Below are 20,331 nucleotides of genomic sequence, written 5' to 3' on the forward strand. Positions count from 1 at the left end.
CGGGCCCCGGCACACTGCAATGGAAGGCTTTGCATGAACCGCGTGATTCTCTCGCTGCTGGCCAAGCGCCTGCTCATTGCGCTGCTGTCGCTGCTGGCGGTGTCGGTGATCGTTTTTTCGATCACCGCCGTGCTGCCCGGCGACGCTGCTCAGGAACAGCTGGGCCAAGATGCGACCCCTGAAGCCTTGGCTGCCTTGCGCACCCAGATGGGGCTGAATGTGCCCGCCCCCGAGCGCTACCTGAAGTGGCTGGGGGGCGTGGTGCGCGGTGACCTGGGGCAGTCCGTAACCACGCAGATGCCGGTGGCCGAACTGGTGGGCAGCCGCCTGCCCAACTCGTTGCTGTTGGCCGCAGTGACGGCGCTGTTCTCCGTGCCCATCGCCCTGGTGTTTGGCATTGCCTCGGCGGTGTGGCGCGGTTCGTGGCTGGACCGCATCGCGTCGAGCCTGTCGGTGGCCGTGGTCTCGGTGCCCGAGTTTCTGGTGGCCACGCTGGCGGTGCTGGTGTTTGCGGTGCAGCTGCGCTGGCTGCCTGCGCTGTCTTACGTGAGCGACATTGAATCGCTGGGCCAGATGCTGCGCGCGTTTGCCATGCCGGTGCTCAGCCTGTGCTGTGTGATCGTTGCGCAGATGATGCGCATGACCCGTGCCGCAGTGATCGACCAGCTGGAGGCCCCCTACATCGAGATGGTGCGGCTCAAGGGTGCATCGCCCATGCGCATGGTGCTGGCCCACGCACTGCCCAACGCGGTGGGGCCGATTGCCAATGCCGTGGCGCTGTCGCTGTCGTATCTGTTGGGCGGGGTGATCGTGATCGAAACCATCTTCAACTACCCCGGCATTGCCAAGCTGATGGTGGATGGCGTCACCCAGCGCGACATGCCGCTGGTGCAAACCTGCGCCATGATTTTCTGCACGGGCTACCTGCTGCTGGTCACGCTGGCCGATGTGTGTGGCATTGTGGCCAACCCCCGTTTGCGCCACCGCTGATGAGCCCAGGAGCGAACTATGCGCACACAGAAACACCGGCACATGCCGCGCAATACAGTTGAAACAACGGGGACCTTTTGATGGACACACTTCCTTCTTTGCCCACCCAGGCTGCCCCCGCTTCACGCCGCAGCGGGGTGGGGCGTTGGCTGGCAGGCTTTGGCTTTTCCGGGTTGGTCGGGCTGGCCATTCTGGTGTTCTGGCTCGCCACGGCGCTGGTGGGGCCCGCGCTGCTGCCCAGGTCGCTGGTGGACTTGCAGGCGTCTGTGGTCTATGCCCCCATCGACGCAACCCATTGGCTGGGCACCGACTACCTGGGGCGCGACATGCTGGTGCGCGTGGTGCAGGGTGCCCGCTACACCGTGGGCCTGGCGCTGGTGGCCACGATGTTGGCCAGTGGCACGGGCACGGTGCTGGCGCTGCTGGCCGCGTCCAGCGGGCCGGTGCTGGATGCAGTGCTCAGCCGCTTGCTCGACACCCTGACCTCCATCCCCAGCAAGATGTTTGCGCTCGTGCTGGTGGCAGGCTTTGGGTCTTCGGTGGGCATGCTGGTGTTTACGGCCGCGCTCATCTACGTGCCTGGGGCCTTTCGCATTGCCCGCTCGCTGGCCGTCAACATCAATGCGCTGGACTACGTGACGGTGGCCCGCACACGCGGTGAAGGCAAGCTCTACATCATGCTGCGCGAGATACTGCCCAACATCATTGGCCCCATGCTGGCCGACCTGGGGCTGCGCTTTGTGTACGTGGTGCTGCTGCTGGCCAGCCTGAGCTTTCTGGGCCTGGGCATTCAGCCCCCCGAGGCTGACTGGGGCTCTCTGGTGCGCGAGAACATCGGCTCGCTGTCTGACGCAGGCGCTTCGGTGATTGCCCCCGCGCTGGCCATTGCCAGCCTGACGATTGCCGTCAATCTGGTGATCGACAACCTGCCGGGCCGTGCAGCCCGCGAACGCTAAGGAGCTAAGAATGGGTGCTTCCGTCATCGTCGAAGGCCTGCACATCACCGCAGGCGACCAGACCCTGGTCGATCATTTGAGCTTTGCCATCCAGCCCGGCGAGGTGCTGGCACTGATTGGAGAGTCGGGCTCGGGCAAGACCACCACGGCCCTGGCCTTGATGGGCTATGCGCGGCGCGGCTGCGCTATCTCAGGGGGCAGCGTGCGCATTGGCGATACCGATGTGCTGAAGCTCTCGCCCGCAGGGCAGCGGGCCATGCGCGGGCGCACCGTGTCGTACATCGCGCAGAGTGCAGCGGCGTCGTTCAACCCCTCGCGCACCATCATGGACCAGGTGGTGGAGCCTGCGGGCATCCACGGCACGATGACGCGGCAAGAGGCCGAGCGCAAGGCCGTGGAGCTGTTCCGCGAGCTGGCCTTGCCCAACCCCGACACCATTGGCCAGCGCTACCCGCACCAGGTATCGGGTGGGCAATTGCAGCGGCTGATGGCGGCCATGGCGCTCATCACCGATCCCGATGTGGTGATCCTGGACGAGCCCACCACCGCGCTGGACGTGACCACGCAGATCGAGGTGCTGCGCGCCTTTCGGCGCGTGGTGCGCGAGCGGCAGGCCACGGCGGTGTATGTGAGCCACGACCTGGCCGTAGTGGCGCAGATGGCCGACCACATTCTGGTGCTGCGCGGCGGCAAGACGCAGGAGGTGAACACCACCGCCCGCATCCTGGCCGAGCCCGCGCACGACTACACCAAGAGCCTGCTGGCCGCTGCCCGCCCCGCGCCGCGTGCCACAGAGCATTGCAAAGGCGAGGGCGAGCTGCTGCTCGATGTGCGCGAGCTGTCTGCAGGCTACGGCGCTGTGGACGCCAAGGGCCAGCCCGCCACGCTCATTTTGGAAGACATCAACTTCAAGCTGTACCGGGGCCAGGCCATTGGGGTGATTGGCGAATCGGGCTCGGGCAAGACCACGCTGGCGCGGGCGATTGCGGGGCTGATCGCGCCATGCAAGGGCTCCATGCTGTTCAACAACCGCGAGCTCAAACCTGACCTGGGGCAGCGCAGCAAGGAAGAGCTGCGGCAGATCCAGATCGTGTTCCAGATGGCCGACACGGCGCTCAACCCCTCACAGACCATCGAGCGCATCCTGGCGCGCCCACTGCAGTTCTACAAAGGCCTGCAGGGGCCCGCTTTGCAGCGCCGTATCCATGAGCTGCTGGACCTGGTGCGCTTGCCACACAGCGTGGCCCAACGCCTGCCGGGCGGGCTCTCGGGCGGGCAAAAGCAGCGGGTGAACCTGGCGCGTGCCCTGGCGGCCGAGCCCGATTTGATTCTGTGCGACGAAGTCACGTCGGCCCTGGACACGGTGGTGGGCGCTGCCGTACTGGATTTGATGGCCGACCTGCGCCGCGAGCTGGGCGTGTCCTACCTCTTCATCAGCCACGATCTGCACACGGTGCGTGCGGTGTGCGATGAAATCATCGTTATGCAGCATGGCCGCAAGCTCGACCAGGTGGCGCGTGCCGACTTTGACAAGGGCCCGCACCACCCGTACTACGAGCTGCTGGCCGCCTCGGTGCCCGAGCTGCGCCAGGGCTGGCTGGAAGAGCGTGACCCGCAGCGCCTGGCTGCCGCGCCTGCACTGGCAATGGCTGCCTGATCCGTTCACAGGTCTTCAAAGAGGAGCACTCCATGATTCCCGCATTCCGCATCGCCGTATTGCCCGGAGACGGCATCGGCAAAGAAGTGATGCCCGAAGGCCTGCGCGCCATCCAGGCCGCCGCCGCCCGCTTTGGCTTTGAGCTGCAACTGCACACCTTCGAGTGGGCCAGCTGCGACTACTACGCCCAGCACGGAAAAATGATGCCTGACGACTGGAAGGCACAACTGTCAGGCATGGACGCCATCTTCTTTGGCGCCGTCGGCTGGCCCGCCACCGTGCCCGACCATGTCTCGCTGTGGGGGTCTCTGCTCAAGTTCCGCCGCGAGTTCGACCAGTACATCAACCTGCGCCCCGTGCGTTTGTTTGAAGGCGTGCCTTGCCCCCTGGCAGGCCGCAAGCCCGGAGACATCGACTACTACGTGGTGCGCGAGAACACCGAGGGCGAGTACACATCGCTTGGCGGCATCATGTACGAAGGCACCGACCGCGAAATCGTCATCCAGGAATCGGTCTACTCCCGCCACGGCGCCAACCGCCTCTTGAAGTTCGCCTTCGACCTGGCCCAAAGCCGCCCCAAAAAGCACGTCACCCTGGCCACCAAGAGCAACGGCATCGCCATCAGCATGCCCTGGTGGGATAAGAGGGCGGACGACGTCGCCAAGGACTACCCCGAGATCACCCTGGACAAGCAGCACATCGACATCCTCACCGCCCGCTTTGTGCTGCAGCCCGGGCGCTTTGACGTGGTGGCCGCCACCAACCTGTTCGGTGACATCCTCAGTGACCTGGGCCCGGCCACCACCGGCACCATCGGCCTGGCCCCTTCGGCCAACCTCAACCCCGAACGCAATTTCCCCAGCCTGTTCGAGCCCGTGCACGGCTCCGCGCCCGACATCTACGGCAAGAACATTGCCAACCCGATTGCGATGATCTGGTCGGGGGCGCTGATGCTGGACTTCCTCACGCAGGGCCAGGGTGCGGGGCGCCAGGCGCACGATGCGATCGTGGGTGCGATTGAAGAGACGCTCAAGGGTGGGCCGCGCACGCCGGACCTGGGGGGCACGGCCAACACGACGCAGGTCGGTGAGGCCATTGCGGCTTTGATTGCCCAAGGTTGATAGATTTTTGCTCCTAAAACAATAGCTGCTAGCGCTTATTAGATAAGCGCCAGAGCCCCATTTCACTCAAACCCATGTCCGCCACTCCTTCCCCGTCTCTGCCCCTGGCCTTCACGCGCACCGACCTGATCCGCAGCGCCAACTTCATCGCCGGCCAGTGGACTGCCTTCACTGGCCCCCGCCTGGATGTCACCAACCCCGCCACCGGCGCCGTCATCACCTCCGTGCCCGACTCCGGTGCGCCTGAAGCCCTGGCCGCCCTGAATGCCGCCCATGCTGCCTTTCCCACCTGGCGCAAAGTCCCCGCCAAGCAGCGCGCAGCCATCATCAAGCGCTGGAACGATCTGGTGCTGGCCCACCAGGATGATCTGGGTGCGTTGATTTCGCTGGAGCAAGGTAAGCCTTTGGCCGAAGGCAAGGGCGAGGTGGCCTATGCCGCCAGCTACATCGAGTGGTTTGGTGAAGAAGCCACGCGCATGAATGGCGAGGTCATTCCGGCCCCGGTGCCCGGTCGGCGCATGTTTGCTTTGAAGGAGCCTGTGGGCGTGGTCGCTGCCATCACCCCCTGGAACTTCCCCGCCGCCATGATCGCCCGCAAGATCGCCCCGGCCCTGGCAGCAGGGTGCACGGTGGTGTGCAAGCCTGCCGAGGACACGCCGCTGACGTCTTTGGCTTTGGTGCAGTTGGCCCATGAGGCAGGCGTGCCTGCGGGTGTGCTCAACATCGTTACCGCCTCACGCCAGAACACCCCTGCGGTGGTGGATGTGTGGCTGGACGATAGCCGGGTGCGCAAGATCACCTTCACCGGCTCTACTCCTGTGGGCAAGCACCTGGCCCGGCGCAGTGCCGACACGCTCAAGAAGCTGTCTCTGGAGCTGGGGGGCAATGCACCTTTCATCGTGTTTGACGATGCCGACCTGGATGCGGCCGTGGACGGCCTGATGGCGGCCAAGTTCCGAAACGGTGGCCAGACCTGTGTCTGCCCGAACCGGGTGTTTGTGCACCGCAGCGTGTTTGACACCTTTGCCGCCAAGCTGGCGGCCAAGGTGGCTGCCCTCAAGGTCGGCCCGGCCAGCGATCCGGCTTCGCAGATCGGCCCCATGATCAATGACCGGGCGGTGGAGAAGATCGAGCGGCATGTCAACGACGCCGTCGCCAAGGGGGCCAAAGTGCTCACAGGGGGGCAACGCCTGGCGCACCTGGGGCCCAACTACTACGCCCCCACGGTGCTCAGCGGAGCGGATGCCAGCATGGCCTGTGCGTGTGAGGAGACCTTTGGGCCGGTGGCGCCGCTCACGGTGTTTGACGACGAGGCCGAGGTGGTGGCCCAGGCCAATGACACACCGTTTGGGCTGGCGGGGTACTTCTACAGCCAGAACGTCAGGCGCATCTGGCGGGTGGCCGAAGCCCTGGAGACGGGCATCGTCGGTATCAACGAAGGGGCGATTGCGGCGGAGGCTGCGCCGTTTGGGGGGGTGAAGGAGTCCGGCTACGGCCGCGAGGGCTCGACCCATGGGCTCGACGATTACCTGCACACCAAGTATGTTTGTCAGGGGCTGCTGGACTGAGACATCGGTGCGGAGAAAGCAGGGACCTTGGTGGTCCCTTCTTTTTGGCGGGTGGCTGCTGCGTTGCTGAGCAGCAGCAAAGAACTTACGTGCTACCAACTACGCGTCGTCGCAGCGGATGGCGATTGGCGGGGGCAAGGCTTCACTCCGCCGGTCGACGCGGTTGCAGCGGGTGCACTATGAAAGTCATGGTGCTCCCCACAGAGATAGCAACAGCAGAACCCAAAATCCGACCAGCAAAGAGGCCAGCGCAAAAGCAAATGCCTCACGGTTGACGGGCTGGTGCTTTGCGTAGTGGTACCAAGCTGCTACCGAAGTAGCTCCGACGGCGAGTGAGACTGCGCCACAGAGTTTGGAGCTGAACAATTCTGCGAACGCTCCGCCAACGATGAGCCCGATAAACGCAAGCCCCAGGAAGGCGACAGGCTGAGAAATTTCTGAATCCTCAACGCTTTCTGAGGCAGTCGATTTGGCTTCAGTTCGGCTTTGCCAGTAGAGGCCGCATACGGTTCCAAGGATCACCAGTGCGATGCCGTACTCCGCAGTAAACGATGGGATTGCATTGGAAAGAGCAAACGCAAGAGCTATTGACCCAACTGTGCAGACAAGGATGCGCCAGATGATCAGTGCGACGAGAGCGGAGAGAGCGTCTTCCATGGATTCTGGTTCTCAAGTGCTGCGGGCGAGCTAGGAATCCCAGAGTCGAGGACGTGCACACCAGACACAGCATTGGGCTGAAGGTGTTTCAGTATAGGCACCTCCTTGGTCAGACTTTGACTGTGGTGATGCGTTCATTTTGGCGAGTCAGCCAGCTTGTTAACTGCGAGGCGGTGCAGAGCCCTTGCCTCGGTACGCTGGCCAGCGTTGCGTTCTTCTTGCAGCCCGCAAACATGTCCAGCTCAGGCTTATACGCGCCGGTCTGCACGTCCATCAGCCCCAGCACCGAGTGGAAGTAGTTGTCGTGCGTGATGCGTTGCTCTGCCAGTTCTTTTTGCAGGCAAGGGGTGCTGGTGCCGTTGCGGGACTGCATGGCGGGTGAGAGCCAGGTGATCCAGGGGACGTGCTTTTGCACGTCTGGGGCGATGGAGTAGGGCAGGCCGTGCAGGTAGATGTTGTTCTCGCCCAGCGATTCACCGTGGTCTGCTACATAAATCATAGCTGGTTGCGCTTTATTTTCATGTCCTGCAAGCCAATTCAATACAGAATTCAGAAAGTGGTCGGTTTCCACGATGCTGTTGTCGTAGGCATTGATGACGGCTTGCTGTCCGCACTCTTGCAGCGCGGTGGAGTTGCATTCGGGCTGGAAGGGCTTGCGCTCGGGGGCTGAGCGTTTGGAGTATGCGGGGCCGTGGCTGCCCATCTGGTGCAGCACCACCACCGTACCGCGCTGGCGTTGGTCAGCGGGCAAGGCGGCCAGGCGCTGGTCCAGGTCTTTGAGCATGATGCTGTCCAGGCAGTCGCTGCCGGTGGGGCACAGTTCGGGGTCTTTTTGGGCCGAGGTGTCTGCGTTGGGGATGCGGTCGCAGGTGCCCTTGCAGCCCGATTGGTTGTCTACCCACAGCACGGCCAGACCTGCGTGTTGCAGCACATCCATCAGGCCTTCAAAGTTGGCGCTGCGCGATTCGTAGCCGCTGCGCCCCAGGTGCGAAAACATGCAGGGCACCGAAGCCGCCGTGCTGGTGCCGCACGACCATGCGTTGGGGGCGTTGACCAAGTCGTTGCGTGCCGACAGGTGGGGGGTGGTGGGGCGGGCGTAGCCGTTAATGGCGAAGTTGCCCGCGCGCCCGGTTTCGCCCAGCACCAGTACCAGCAGCGGTGGCTTGTCTTGTTGGGCATAGCTGGCGCCCAGGCGAGCATCGCGGCCCAGGGGCAGGATGGTGCGGGTGTCCATGCGCAGCGGACGGGTGGCAATGTTGCCAAGCGCGTACACGCTGTTGAGCGGATTCATCAGGTAACGCAACTGGGTGTGGTTGCGCATGGTGGAGGCAAAGTCCTGGAACACCACCAGCACGCTGCACACCGCCACCAGCACGGCGGCCAGCAGCAGGACTGCGTTGTGCAGCACCTGGCGCAAAGGGGGCATGGCGCGCACGGGTTGGCGGGCCAGCCACACCAGCGGTGGCAGGGCCAAGGCGCCTACGGTCAGTGGCAGGCGCCAGTTCAGCAGGTCGCCCGCTTCTTTCACATCGGTTTGCAGCACGTTGGTGAGCATGCTGGCGTCAATGGCAATACCGTAGGCCAGCATGAAATAGGCGCCAAAGGCGGCCATCAGCACCAGCAGGGCCGCTGCGGGCTTGAGCGTCCAGCGCCAGGCCAGCAGGCTGAGCAGCGCAGCATTGCCCGCCGTGACCAGCACCATGAAAGCCAGCATGAAAGCCCAGGAGCGCAAGCTGCCGTGCCCAGGCAGATTCGCCAATTCGCGCCACAGGGGCACGTTGCACACCGCAGACATCCACACACTGATCCACAGCACGACCCAACCCGGGTGCAATGCCTGTTGTGAAGCCTCTTGGGGGGGGCGCAGAAAACTAAAACGAGGGGCGTAGGGCAGCAGCCGTTGCAGGATCAGGGGCATGACGGGCATTGTTTTGCGTGTCACTTAAAGCAACATTAAGGTGCTTGACTTGCTTTGGCTGCGATGGGGAAGCCTGCGGGAATGGGCCCTAAATCCATTTGCGGAGCTTGGTCGGAGGTGTTTCCGTGGGTTCGCCGTGGCGCGGCCGCCAACAGGTGAGTCGATCCGTTCCCTTGTTTTGTGTCTGAATTTATCAAAATGTAAAGATTCTTGGCATGCCTGGATACCCGCATACGCAAGAACGCTTTACGTGAAGCGCCGCACCTTGGGCCTTGGCGATCTGGGGTGATCCGCCGCTTCGCCACAGTGCGCACGGGGGCTTCTGTGCCCCCCTCGCAAGTACTGGGCTTTTTGGGGGCCTTCGGGCCACCGAATTCGTGCGCTGAGGCCATTCGCCTGATGACCTTTTAGTCCGTGCTGGTGCTTCGTTGGCTGGGGTGCTCGTCAAAGTCCGCTTTTTTGAGGCCTGAGCACCTGCGTGGAGGGCGCCGCCATGGCGCTGGTGCCGGGAGCTGTCACCGTGCCGTCACACGAAAAATCTACAAATGCGGCGCAGCTCTGCCATCCCTGGCAGCGCAGTTACAACCGAGAACAGCACGATGGCAAAAGACTTTTCCCTGATGGAAGACAGCAACACGTCTTCTAACCCCAGCATCCATGACGTGTCCGACCCAGCGCGGCGTACCCTGTTGCGCGGTGGCCTGGGGGCCTTGGCCGGCAGCTTTTTGGCACCCTTGGGGGCCGTCGGTGGTGTTGCTGCGCTGGCAGGCTGCGCTACGGCGGGCGGCGCAGCGGGCGCGGCCCTGGGCTTCAAGAGCGTGGCCATTTCTACCGCAGACACGGTGACGGTGCCCGAGGGCTACACCGTGCAGGTGATTGCGCCCTGGGGCGACCCAGTGGGCATGTCGGGCGAGACGACGGCCTTCAAGGACGACGGCAGCAACACCACTGCACACCAGGAAACCCAGTTTGGCATGCACCACGATGGCATGCACTACTTTGCGCAAGAGGGCTCGAAGACCGGGCTGCTGGTGATGAACCACGAGTATGTGGACCATGGCCTGCTGTTCCCCGACGGCACGGCGAACTGGAGCCTGGAGAAAGTGCGCAAGTCGCAAGCGGCCCATGGCGTGTCGGTGTGCGAGGTGCAGGAAACCAATGGCAAGTGGGAAGTGGTCAAGCCATCGCCCTGGGCGCGCCGCATCACGGCCAACACGCCCATGCAGCTCAGCGGCCCTGCCGCTGGCCATGCCCTGCTGAAGACCGCTGCCGACCCGCAAGGCACCAAGGTGCTGGGTACCTTCAACAACTGCGCCAGCGGCATCACGCCCTGGGGCACTTACCTGACCTCGGAAGAGAACTTCATCAACTACTTCAGCGGTGGCGACACGCTGAGCGCCCACGAAAAGCGCTGGGGCCTGAAGAAGGGCGGCGCGGGCTACCGTTGGCACGAGTTCGATGCGCGCTTTGACGCCACCAAGAACCCCAACGAACCCAACCGCTTTGGCTGGATTGTGGAGATCGACCCCAACAACCCCAGCTCCACCCCCATCAAGCGCACCGCCATGGGCCGGGCCGCGCACGAAGGCGCCACCGTGGCCGTCACGCGCGACAACCGCGCGGTGGTGTACATGGGCGAGGACTCGCGCTTTGAGTACATCTACAAGTTTGTGAGCCGCGATGCCATCAAGCCCGGTGGCGCTGCCGCCAATGCCACGCTGCTGGACCACGGCACGCTGTACGTGGCCCAGTTCAATGCCGATGGCAAGGGCCGCTGGATTGCGCTGACCCACGGCCAGGGCCCACTGACGGCTGCCAATGGCTTTGCCGACCAGGGCGAGGTGCTGATCAAGGCCCGCCAGGCCAGCGACCTGCTGGGCGCCACCAAGATGGACCGCCCCGAGTGGATTGCCGTGGACAAGCAGGGCTGGGTCTACACCACGCTGACCAACAACAGCAACCGTGGCGCCGCCAACCAGCCGGGTGTGGATGCCGCCAACCCCCGTGTCAACAACACCCAGGGCAACATCATCCGCTGGAAGGAAGATGGTGACTTCAGCGGCCAGACCTTTGCCTGGAACCATTTCGTCATGGCGGGCGACCCATCGCTGGCGCGCGCAGAGGCCAAGGGCAACATCAAGGGCGATATGTTCTCTTGCCCCGATGGCCTGTGGGTGGACGGTCGTGGCGTGCTCTGGATCCAGTGCGACATGTCCACCTCGGCCATGGGCAAGGGCGACTTGAAGAACTTTGGCAACAACATGATGCTGGCCGCCGATGTGCACACGGGCGAAGTGCGGCGCTTTCTGGTTGGCCCCTCGGGTTGCGAAATCACGGGCCTCACGGCCACGCCGGATGGGCGCACCATGTTCCTCAACATCCAGCATCCTGGTGAGCCTGCCGACGAGATCAGCGACCCCAAGAACCCCCGTGCCGTGTCGAACTGGCCGGAGAAGAAGGCCAATGGCCGCCCACGCTCTGCCACGGTGGTGGTGCGCAAGGCCGATGGCGGTGTGATCGGCACCTGAGCCTGCGCCACTGGTTGATTGCGCAAGAAAAAAGGGCTGCCCTGTAGGGGGCAGCCCTTTTTCATGACAAGGTCTTGCGGCGATGTCGATCAGGCAGCAATGCCCAAACCCCGCGCGTGGTGCAGCAGGTGGTCGTCCATGAAGGTCTGGATGAAGTAGTAGCCGTGGTCGTAGCCCGCGTGGCGGCGCAGCGTGAGCGGCTGGCCGATGTGCGCGCAGGCGGCTTCAAACAGGTGGGGGTGGAGTTGCTCGGCCAGAAACTTGTCTGCCAGCCCCTGGTCGACGAGGATACCGCCGGCATAGGGCGCCATGGGCTGGTTTTCCATCAGCACAGTGGCGTCGTGCTCGCCCCAGCTGGTGCGGTCTGCACCCAGGTAGCCCGTGAAGGCCTTCTCGCCCCAGGGGCAGCGGGTGGGCGCGCAGATGGGCGCGAAGGCGGACAGTGACTGGAAGCGGCCCGGATGGCGCAAGGCCAGCGTGAGCGCACCGTGCCCCCCCATCGAGTGGCCGAAGATGCCCAGGCGCTGGGCGTCGATGGGCAAGGCCGCTGTGCACAGGGGCAGCAGCTCGTCCATCAGGTAGCTCTCCATGCGCCAGTGGGTGGCCCAGGGGGCGGCCGTGGCGTCCAGGTAAAAGCCCGCGCCCACGCCAAAGTCCCAGCTGTCGGCCTCGCCCGGCACGTTGGCCCCGCGCGGGCTGGTGTCCGGGGCGATCAAGGCCAGGCCCAGCTCTGCGGCGCGGCGTTGGGCACCGGCCTTGATGATGAAAGTTTCTTCGGTGCAGGTCAGCCCGGCCAGGTACAGCACGGCGGGCACGGGGCCTTGGCTGGCCTGGGGGGGCAGGTACACCGCAAACTTCATCGGCAGGCCGATGGTGCTGGACGCATGCTGGTAAAAGCGCTGCTCTCCGCCAAAACTGGCGTGGCTGCTGAGCAGTTCGATGGATGTGGACATGAGTGTGCTCACAAAGTGATAGCTGGTCGCGCTTGTTTTAAGAGGGTTTTGAGAAGTTTTGTTTCTCAAGTGCCGCCAAACAAGCGCAAGGCGCTTCTGTTTTGATAGTGGATGTCAGGCCGCGTACTTGACCACGGACCGGATCGACTTGCCTTCGTGCATCAGGTCGAAGGCTTCGTTGATGTCCTTGAGGCCCATGGTGTGGGTCACAAAGGGCTCGAGCTGGATCTTGCCTGCCATGGCGTCTTCGACCATGCCGGGCAGCTCGCTGCGGCCCTTGACGCCACCAAACGCGGTGCCCAGCCACTTGCGGCCAGTGACGAGCTGGAAGGGGCGGGTGCTGATCTCTTGGCCCGCACCGGCCACGCCGATGATCACGCTCTGGCCCCAGCCACGGTGTGCGCATTCCAGTGCGGCGCGCATCACGTTCACGTTGCCAATGCACTCAAAGCTGTGGTCCACGCCCCAGGTCGTCATCTCGACGATGACCTGCTGGATCGGCTTGTCGAAGTCTTTCGGGTTCACGCAGTCGGTAGCGCCGAAGGTGCGTGCCAGGTCGAACTTGGAGGGGTTGGTGTCCACGGCGATGATGCGGCCCGCCTTGGCCAGTTTGGCGCCTTGAATGACTGCCAGACCAATGCCGCCCAGGCCGAACACGGCCACGGTGTCGCCCTCTTGCACCTTGGCGGTGTTCTTCACGGCGCCCAGGCCGGTGGTCACGCCGCAGCCCAGCAGGCAGACCTGCTCGGGGTTGGCCTTGGGGTTGACCTTGGCGAGCGACACCTCGGCCACCACGGTGTATTCGCTGAAGGTGCTGCAGCCCATGTAGTGGTAGATGGGCTGGCCGTTGTAGCTGAAGCGCGTGGTGCCGTCGGGCATCACGCCCTTGCCCTGTGTGGCGCGCACGGCGACGCACAGGTTGGTCTTGCCGCTCTTGCAGAACAGGCATTCGCCGCATTCGGCGGTGTACAGCGGGATGACGTGGTCGCCCGGCTTCACGCTGGTCACGCCTTCGCCCACTTCCACCACGATGCCTGCGCCTTCATGGCCCAGCACCACGGGGAACAGGCCCTCGGGGTCGTCACCGCTCAGTGTGAAGGCGTCGGTATGGCACACACCGGTGTCGGTGATCTTGATGAGCACCTCGCCCTTTTTAGGGGGGGCCACATCGATTTCGACGATCTGCAGGGGTTCTCCGGCTTTGAAGGCTACGGCGGCGCGGGATTTCATGGGGTGGCTCCTTGGCAAAAGATAGGGTGGAAATAAAAAGGGTGTTGATCGGGTAGCTGGGCCTGCCTACTGCGGTGCTTCACCCCTGGCGCGGGTCAATGTCGTGACGCGGAGTGAGGGACTCCCCGCACCCGAGGCGATGTGCAGGGGTCATTTCAAATACGACCGCAGCAGGGCGAGGGTTTCGTCCACCGCTGGCTGGGAGGGGGCAGGCTTTTCAGACAGCACCTCGCGCACGTGCCCGTCGAGCAGGTCGGCCATCAGACCGTGCACCGCACCGCGCATGGCGGCCAGTTGCTGCAGGATGGGCGCGCAATCGCTGCCCGCCTCCACGGCGCGCTCCAGCGCTTCGGCCTGGCCTTTGATGCGGCGCAGGCGGGTGATGGCGCGCTGCTTGTCTTCTGCGGAATGGGGCATGTGGGGCGGGGCTGTAAAGCCCTGCTGACGTTGTACTGGAGGGTAGTATAAAACGCTAGCGCAATGCTGGTAAGCGCTAGGGGTTTAAAAAATAGGCTACTAGGGGGGAGTATTGCCTGTCATGCGACTCGGATGCACGCTATGCGCAGGTTGCATGCGCTGTCCGTCCACAAAGCAAAAAAGCCCACAGGCTGGGCCTGTGGGCTTTGTGTGCTGCCTGCGGGCGGGGCCGCGCAGGGGATGTTCCGATCAGCGCTTGCCGATAGGCTGCACGTCGCGGCGCTCGGAGCCGGTGAACAGCTGGCGTGGGCGGCCGATCTTGTACTCGGGGTCGCCGATCATTTCGTTCAGTTGGGCAATCCAGCCCACGGTGCGGGCCAGCGCGAAGATGGCGGTGAACAGCGAGACGGGGATGCCGATGGCGCGTTGCACGATGCCCGAGTAGAAGTCCACGTTGGGGTACAGCTTGCGCGAGACGAAGTAATCGTCTTCCAGGGCGATCTTTTCGAGTTGCTTGGCCAGCTTGAACAGGGGGTCGTTTTCCAGGCCCAGTTCCTGCAGTACTTCGTTGCAGGTTTCCTGCATCAGCTTGGCGCGGGGGTCGTAGTTCTTGTAGACGCGGTGGCCAAAACCCATCAGCTTCACGCCGGAGTTCTTGTCCTTGACCTTCTCCATGAACTCACCGACCTTGGCCACGCCACCGTTGCGCTGGATGTCTTCCAGCATGTTCAGGCAGGCTTCGTTGGCGCCACCGTGGGCAGGGCCCCACAGGCAGGCCACGCCCGCAGCGATGGCGGCGAAGGGGTTGGTGCCCGACGAGCCGCACAGGCGCACGGTGGAGGTCGATGCGTTTTGCTCGTGGTCAGCGTGCAGGATGAAGATGCGGTCCAGTGCGCGTTCGAGCACGGGGTTGACCTTGTACTCTTCGCAAGGCGTGGCAAACATCATGCGCATGAAGTTGCCAGCGTAGCTCAGGTCGTTGCGAGGGTAGATGTAAGGCTGGCCGACGCTGTACTTGTACGCCATGGACACCAGCGTGGGCATCTTGGCGATCAGGCGGATCGCAGCGATTTCGCGGTGCTCTGGGTTGTTGATGTCGGTGCTGTCGTGGTAGAAGGCCGACAGACCGCCCACCAGGCCGGTCAACACAGCCATGGGGTGCGCGTCACGGCGGAAGCCACGCAGGAAAAACTGCATTTGCTCGTTGACCATGGTGTGGTTGGTCACGCGGCTGGTGAAGTCCTTCTTCTGGGCTTCGTTGGGCAGGTTTCCGTACAGCAGCAGGTGGCAAGTTTCCAGAAAGTCGCAATTCACGGCCAACTGCTCAATGGGGTAGCCGCGGTACAGCAGTTCGCCCTTGTCGCCGTCGATGTACGTGATGGCGGATTGCGTGGCGGCTGTGGACAGGAAGCCCGGGTCATAGGTGAACATGCCCGTTTGCGCATACAGCTTACGGATGTCGATGACGTCCGGACCGATGTTGCCCTGATAGACCGGCAGGTCCACGCTGGGGCTGCCGTTACTGAACGACAGGGTGGCTTTGTTGTCAGCTAGCTTCATTGTTACTTTCCTTAGGTTTGCCGATGTCAATCCGGTCTAGGGGCGCCCTGCGTTTGTCAGGCCCGCAGGGCAGGGGTGCCGCCGCTGGAGCGCAGCATGCTGAGTACTTCGTTCACTTCTGCGCTGGCCAGTGTCTCGTCTGGTTCGCGTCGGCAGAGCACCAAGTCCAGCAGATCGTTGTCCGCCAGCTCCATGAGCGCCGTCAGCCCTTGCGCGTGCCGCTGTGTCAGCTCGGGCTCAAAGCGTTTGAAGAACTGCTGAATGAACAGATCGTTCTCCAGCAAACCGCGCCGGCAGCGCCAGTGCAGCTTGCTCAGTTCGCGTTCGCTCAGCCGCTCGGAGGCAGCGGTGGGCGCAGTGATGACGGTGTCGCTCATGGTGTGTGCTCTGAAAAGATCAGACAGCGCGGCGCACCATCAGTTCCTTGATCTTGCCAATCGCCTTGGTGGGGTTCAGTCCCTTGGGGCAAACGTCCACGCAATTCATGATGGTGTGGCAACGGAACAGACGGTAGGGGTCTTCCAGGTTGTCCAGGCGCTGGCCCGTGGCTTCGTCGCGGCTGTCGGCAATGAAGCGATAGGCTTGCAGCAGGCCTGCTGGGCCCACGAACTTGTCGGGGTTCCACCAGAAGCTGGGGCAGCTGGTGGAACAGCTGGCGCACAGAATGCACTCGTACAGTCCATTGAGCTCTTCGCGCTCTTCAGGGCTTTGCAGGCGCTCGCGGTCGGGTGCCGTCAGGCTGTCATTGATCAGGTAAGGCTTGATCGAGTTGTACTGCTTGAAGAACTGCGTCATGTCCACGATCAGGTCGCGGATCACTGGCAGGCCGGGCAGGGGCTTCAGAACAATCGTGCCCTTGAGGGTGTTCATGTTCGTCAAGCAAGCCAAGCCGTTCTTGCCGTTGATGTTCATGGCGTCGGAGCCGCAAACACCTTCGCGGCAGGAGCGGCGGAACGACATCGTGGGGTCTTGCTCCTTGAGCTTGACCAGGGCATCCAGCAGCATGCGTTCGTGGCCGTCGAGTTCGATCTCGATGGTTTGCATGTAGGGCTTGGCGTCCTTGTCCGGATCGTAGCGATAGATTTGGAATGTGCGCTTCATGATTCTGCTCTCGTGGGGCTACTGTTTAGAACGTCCGGACCTTGGGTGGAATGCTGTCCACTGTCAGGGGCTTGAGGTTGACCGGCTTGTAATCCAGACGGTTGCCTTCGCTGTACCACAGGGTGTGCTTCATCCACTCCTTGTCGTTACGGCCCAGAGGGAACTCTGCGTGGTCCGCAGGGTGCTCATAGTCGTACACGGTGTGGGCGCCACGGCATTCCTTGCGGGCTGCGGCAGACACCATGGTGGCCTGGGCCACTTCGATCAGGTTGTCCACTTCGAGGGCTTCGATGCGGGCCGTGTTGAACACCTTGGACTTGTCTTGCAGCGTGACGCTGGACACGCGGGCACGCAGTTCGGCGATTTTTTGAACGCCTTCGTCCATGCTGGCCTGGGTGCGGAACACGCCAGCGTGCTGCTGCATCGTGGCGCGGATGTCGCCTGCCAGGGCTTGCGAGTAGGTGCCGCCCTTGGAGTCTTCGAGCTGGTTCAGGCGCTGCAGCGTGCGGTCGGCCGCATTGGCTGGCAGGGTCTTGTGCTCTTTGTTCTTGTTGTTGAACTCGACGATGTGGCGGCCTGCGGCCTTGCCAAACACCAGCAGGTCCAACAGCGAGTTGGTGCCCAGGCGGTTGGCGCCGTGCACGCTCACGCAAGCGCATTCACCCACCGCGTACAGGCCGTTGATCACGGAGTTGTTGATGCCGTCCTTTTGTTCCACGACCTGGCCATGGATGTTGGTGGGCACGCCACCCATCTGGTAGTGGATGGTGGGAACCACGGGGATGGGTTCCTTGGTGATGTCCACGTTGGCGAAGTTGACGCCGATTTCGTACACCGAAGGCAGGCGCTTGTGGATGGTTTCTGCACCCAGGTGATCCAGCTTGAGCAGGATGTAGTCCTTGTTAGGGCCACAGCCACGGCCTTCCTTGATTTCCTGGTCCATGCAGCGCGACACGAAGTCGCGGGGGGCCAAGTCCTTCAGGGTGGGGGCATAGCGCTCCATGAAGCGTTCACCGTTGCTGTTGAGCAAGATGGCGCCTTCGCCGCGGCAGCCTTCGGTCAGCAGCACGCCAGCGCCGGCCACGCCGGTGGGGTGGAACTGCCAGAACTCCATGTCTTGCAAGGCGATGCCTGCGCGTGCCGCCATGCCCAGGCCGTCACCGGTGTTGATGAAGGCGTTGGTGGAGGCGCCGAAGATGCGGCCCGCACCGCCGGTGGCCAGCAGCACCGTCTTGGCTTGCAGAATGTGCAGGTCGCCGGTTTCCATTTCCAGGGCGGTCACGCCGACCACGTCGCCGGACTCGTCGCGGATCAGGTCCAGGGCCATCCATTCCACGAAAAAGTTGGTCTTGGCCTTGACGTTTTGCTGGTACAGCGTGTGCAGCATGGCGTGGCCAGTGCGGTCGGCTGCAGCGCAGGCGCGTTGCACAGGCTTTTCGCCGTAGTTGGCGGTGTGGCCGCCGAAGGGGCGCTGGTAGATGGTGCCGTCGGGGTTGCGGTCGAACGGCATGCCGAAGTGTTCCAGCTCGTACACCACCTTGGGGGCTTCGCGGCACATGAACTCGATGGCATCCTGGTCGCCCAGCCAGTCAGAACCCTTGATGGTGTCGTAGAAGTGATAGTGCCAGTTGTCTTCGCTCATGTTGCCCAGCGAGGCGGACACGCCGCCTTGGGCTGCCACGGTGTGCGAGCGGGTGGGGAAGACCTTGGACAGCGAGGCCACGTTCAGGCCTGCGCGAGACAGTTCCAGTGCGGCGCGCATGCCCGAGCCGCCTGCGCCGACGATGACTACGTCAAACTTGCGCGTGGTGATGTTGGCTTTTGTATAGCTCATTTTGTACCTTCAATCGCGGGAATCAGAGACGCCACAGAACCTGGATGCCCCAGCCAGCGCAGCTGACGAGCCAGACAATGGTGAAAACTTGCAGGGCCAGGCGCAGGCCCACGGGCTGGATGTAGTCCATGAAAATGTCGCGGACACCCACCCACACGTGCCACGCCATGGCCACGATCACGGAGAAGGTCAGAACCTTCATCCATTGGGCGGAAAAAATGCCAGCCCACAGGTCGTAGCCAATCGGGCCCTTGGAGGCCACGAGTTGAACCAGAACCACAATGGTGAACAAAGCCATGAGGGCGGCGGTGACGCGCTGGCTCAGCCAGTCGCGCAGGCCGTAGTGGGCACCGACGACGGTGCGCTTGGAGCCGTAATTGACGGACATATCAGTTTCCTCTTTGGGGGTGGGGCGGTGCTGCTAGGTGCTGCACTTGCCTTATTGTTTGAATCAGTACAGACCGAACAGCTTGGCGCCAAGCACCAAAGCCAAGCCAATGCTCACGGCCAAGGTGAAGACGGCGGATGACTTGCCGAATTCCTTGGTGACTGCTGCGTGGTTCACATCCATCAGCAAATGGCGCAGGCCTGCGATGAAGTGGTGCAGATAGGCCCAGATCAATGCCAAGGCCACCAGCTTGACGAACCAGCCGGGAACAAAATACAAACCGACATTGAAAGCCGCCTTGAATTTGGCGAAAGAGATTTCAGATGACAGAGACGTGTCAAACATCCAGAGGATGAAAGGCAGTAAAAGGAACATGATCACCCCGCTGGCGCGGTGCAGAATGGAAACCCATGCTGCTGGCGCCATGCGGTAGGTTGTCAGGTCCTTGAAGGCATTGATGTTGCGGAATTCAGGCCGTTTTTTGGCTAGTTCGGTCATGTCTGGTGCTTTCGTGGATGTAACTGCTCTGTAATTGGAAGATGCAAACAACACAAAATTCTATTGCAATGCAACAACCGGGGATTTGTGTTGGGTTGAATTTTTGACCTTTGCGCTCAGGTGCCAGCCTGCTGTCAGCTCAGTTCGTTACGGTAATGGTGCGTGTCTGTGAGGTACAAACCGCGGCGTAACTCCATCGGAACATCGTTGTAGGTGTAAGCGATGCGCTCTACGCTGAGCAAGGGGGTGCCGGTGGTTACTCGCAGCAAAGCGGCTTGGTCTGCGTCGGGCAAAACGGCCCGGATTTTCTCTTCGGCGCGCACCATGCGCACGCCAAAATCAATTTCAAACATGGCGTAAGTAGGGCCTTGGTAGTTCGCCATCTGCTCGCCCGTCAGCCCCTTGAAGGCATGGCCTGGCAGCCAGATGTCTTCCAAAATGGTGGGAACCCCGGCAAACGACAAAATGCGCTTGGCCTGTATCACGGCATCGCCGCTGCGCAGCGCCAAGGTCCGCGCAATTTCGGCAGAGGCGCGCACCCTGCGGCAGTCGATGATGTTGCGCTGGGCGGGGCCCTCCACGCTGGCATCGCCGGTGTCGGGCAGTAGCTTCAGAAATCGGTACTGCACATGCTGCTCGGCATGCGTTGCCACAAAAGTGCCTTTGCCTTGGCGGCGCATGACCAGATTTTCAGCGGCCAGCTCATCAATGGCCTTGCGGACGGTGCCTTGGCTTACGCGAAAGCGCGCCGCCAGTTCCATCTCGCTGGGGATGGCTTCGCCGGGCTTCCACTCGCCTTGCTGCAGGCTTTGCAGGATGAGCCCTTTGATTTGCTGGTACAGCGGGCTGAACGCAGGCGTGGACAGTCCGGTGGCGCTTTGCGGCGTGGCGGGATTGTCGGCGGCGAACGGGAGCGAAGACATGGCGCTGGTCGTGGGTGCTGTGGGGCAGGATG

Annotated in this window: 18 protein-coding genes; 6 read left to right on the plus strand and 12 right to left on the minus strand. The window is 62.8% G+C overall.

Features of this window, described 5'->3' with window-relative positions:
- Nucleotides 1-33: 33 nt before the first annotated feature.
- From CLU88_RS01945 to CLU88_RS01965, 5 genes are all read left to right on the plus strand, one after another.
- Nucleotides 34-990 carry an ABC transporter permease gene (locus CLU88_RS01945; RefSeq protein WP_099655152.1) on the plus strand — a complete coding sequence of 319 codons (957 nt, stop codon included), beginning with the start codon at nt 34-36 and terminating at the stop codon, nt 988-990.
- An 80-nt stretch (nt 991-1,070) separates the two neighbouring features.
- Nucleotides 1,071-1,946: an ABC transporter permease gene (locus CLU88_RS01950; RefSeq protein ID WP_099655153.1), complete on the plus strand. Its 876-nt coding sequence runs from the start codon at nt 1,071-1,073 to the stop codon at nt 1,944-1,946.
- A 10-nt stretch (nt 1,947-1,956) separates the two neighbouring features.
- Entirely contained in the window at nt 1,957-3,603 is a 1,647-nt protein-coding gene (locus tag CLU88_RS01955) for an ABC transporter ATP-binding protein (RefSeq protein ID WP_099655154.1), read from the plus strand.
- Nucleotides 3,604-3,635: 32 nt separating this feature from the next.
- Complete coding sequence (locus CLU88_RS01960) at nt 3,636-4,724, plus strand: tartrate dehydrogenase (RefSeq protein ID WP_099655155.1); 1,089 nt, start codon at nt 3,636-3,638, stop codon at nt 4,722-4,724.
- A 98-nt stretch (nt 4,725-4,822) separates the two neighbouring features.
- Nucleotides 4,823-6,292, plus strand: coding sequence for an NAD-dependent succinate-semialdehyde dehydrogenase (locus CLU88_RS01965; protein ID WP_099658575.1), 1,470 nt, complete (start codon nt 4,823-4,825; stop codon nt 6,290-6,292).
- Between the two features lie 186 nt (nt 6,293-6,478).
- Here CLU88_RS01965 and CLU88_RS01970 read toward each other — a convergent pair whose 3' ends face one another.
- Nucleotides 6,479-6,949: a hypothetical protein gene (locus tag CLU88_RS01970; protein WP_099655156.1), complete on the minus strand. Its 471-nt coding sequence runs from the start codon at nt 6,947-6,949 to the stop codon at nt 6,479-6,481.
- Nucleotides 6,950-7,058: 109 nt separating this feature from the next.
- Complete coding sequence (locus CLU88_RS01975; protein WP_099658576.1) at nt 7,059-8,867, minus strand: phosphoethanolamine transferase; 1,809 nt, start codon at nt 8,865-8,867, stop codon at nt 7,059-7,061.
- A gap of 599 nt (nt 8,868-9,466) precedes the next feature.
- On the opposite strand from CLU88_RS01975, the gene CLU88_RS01980 reads away from it, so the two are divergent.
- Nucleotides 9,467-11,395, plus strand: a complete 1,929-nt coding sequence (locus CLU88_RS01980) for a PhoX family phosphatase (protein ID WP_099655157.1) — start codon at nt 9,467-9,469, stop codon at nt 11,393-11,395.
- An 89-nt stretch (nt 11,396-11,484) separates the two neighbouring features.
- On the opposite strand, the gene fghA is transcribed toward CLU88_RS01980, so the two are convergent.
- From fghA to CLU88_RS02030, 10 genes are all read right to left on the minus strand, one after another.
- Entirely contained in the window at nt 11,485-12,348 is an 864-nt protein-coding gene (fghA, locus tag CLU88_RS01985) for an S-formylglutathione hydrolase (RefSeq protein ID WP_099655158.1), read from the minus strand.
- A gap of 114 nt (nt 12,349-12,462) precedes the next feature.
- Nucleotides 12,463-13,578 carry an S-(hydroxymethyl)glutathione dehydrogenase/class III alcohol dehydrogenase gene (locus CLU88_RS01990; protein WP_099655159.1) on the minus strand — a complete coding sequence of 372 codons (1,116 nt, stop codon included), beginning with the start codon at nt 13,576-13,578 and terminating at the stop codon, nt 12,463-12,465.
- A 150-nt stretch (nt 13,579-13,728) separates the two neighbouring features.
- Complete coding sequence (locus CLU88_RS01995) at nt 13,729-13,995, minus strand: metal/formaldehyde-sensitive transcriptional repressor (RefSeq protein WP_099655160.1); 267 nt, start codon at nt 13,993-13,995, stop codon at nt 13,729-13,731.
- Between the two features lie 249 nt (nt 13,996-14,244).
- Nucleotides 14,245-15,555 (minus strand): citrate synthase, encoded by a 1,311-nt coding sequence (locus tag CLU88_RS02000; protein ID WP_099655161.1) that lies wholly within the window; start codon nt 15,553-15,555, stop codon nt 14,245-14,247.
- 56 nt (nt 15,556-15,611) lie between these two features.
- Entirely contained in the window at nt 15,612-15,932 is a 321-nt protein-coding gene (locus tag CLU88_RS02005; RefSeq protein WP_099655162.1) for a succinate dehydrogenase assembly factor 2, read from the minus strand.
- Between the two features lie 19 nt (nt 15,933-15,951).
- Entirely contained in the window at nt 15,952-16,656 is a 705-nt protein-coding gene (locus CLU88_RS02010) for a succinate dehydrogenase iron-sulfur subunit (protein ID WP_099655163.1), read from the minus strand.
- A 25-nt stretch (nt 16,657-16,681) separates the two neighbouring features.
- Nucleotides 16,682-18,490 (minus strand): succinate dehydrogenase flavoprotein subunit, encoded by a 1,809-nt coding sequence (sdhA, locus tag CLU88_RS02015; RefSeq protein ID WP_099655164.1) that lies wholly within the window; start codon nt 18,488-18,490, stop codon nt 16,682-16,684.
- Between the two features lie 22 nt (nt 18,491-18,512).
- The gene (gene sdhD, locus CLU88_RS02020) at nt 18,513-18,878 is read right to left on the minus strand and encodes a succinate dehydrogenase, hydrophobic membrane anchor protein (protein ID WP_099655165.1); all 366 of its coding nucleotides are present in this window, start codon (nt 18,876-18,878) and stop codon (nt 18,513-18,515) included.
- A gap of 63 nt (nt 18,879-18,941) precedes the next feature.
- On the minus strand, nt 18,942-19,376 hold the full coding sequence (gene sdhC, locus CLU88_RS02025) for a succinate dehydrogenase, cytochrome b556 subunit (RefSeq protein WP_099655166.1): 435 nt from the start codon (nt 19,374-19,376) through the stop codon (nt 18,942-18,944).
- 134 nt (nt 19,377-19,510) lie between these two features.
- Nucleotides 19,511-20,299, minus strand: coding sequence for a GntR family transcriptional regulator (locus CLU88_RS02030; protein WP_099655167.1), 789 nt, complete (start codon nt 20,297-20,299; stop codon nt 19,511-19,513).
- Between the last annotated feature and the right edge of the window lie 32 nt (nt 20,300-20,331).

Source organism: Acidovorax sp. 56 (genome assembly GCF_002749705.1).
In the GTDB taxonomy this organism is placed as follows: Bacteria; Pseudomonadota; Gammaproteobacteria; order Burkholderiales; family Burkholderiaceae_C; genus Acidovorax.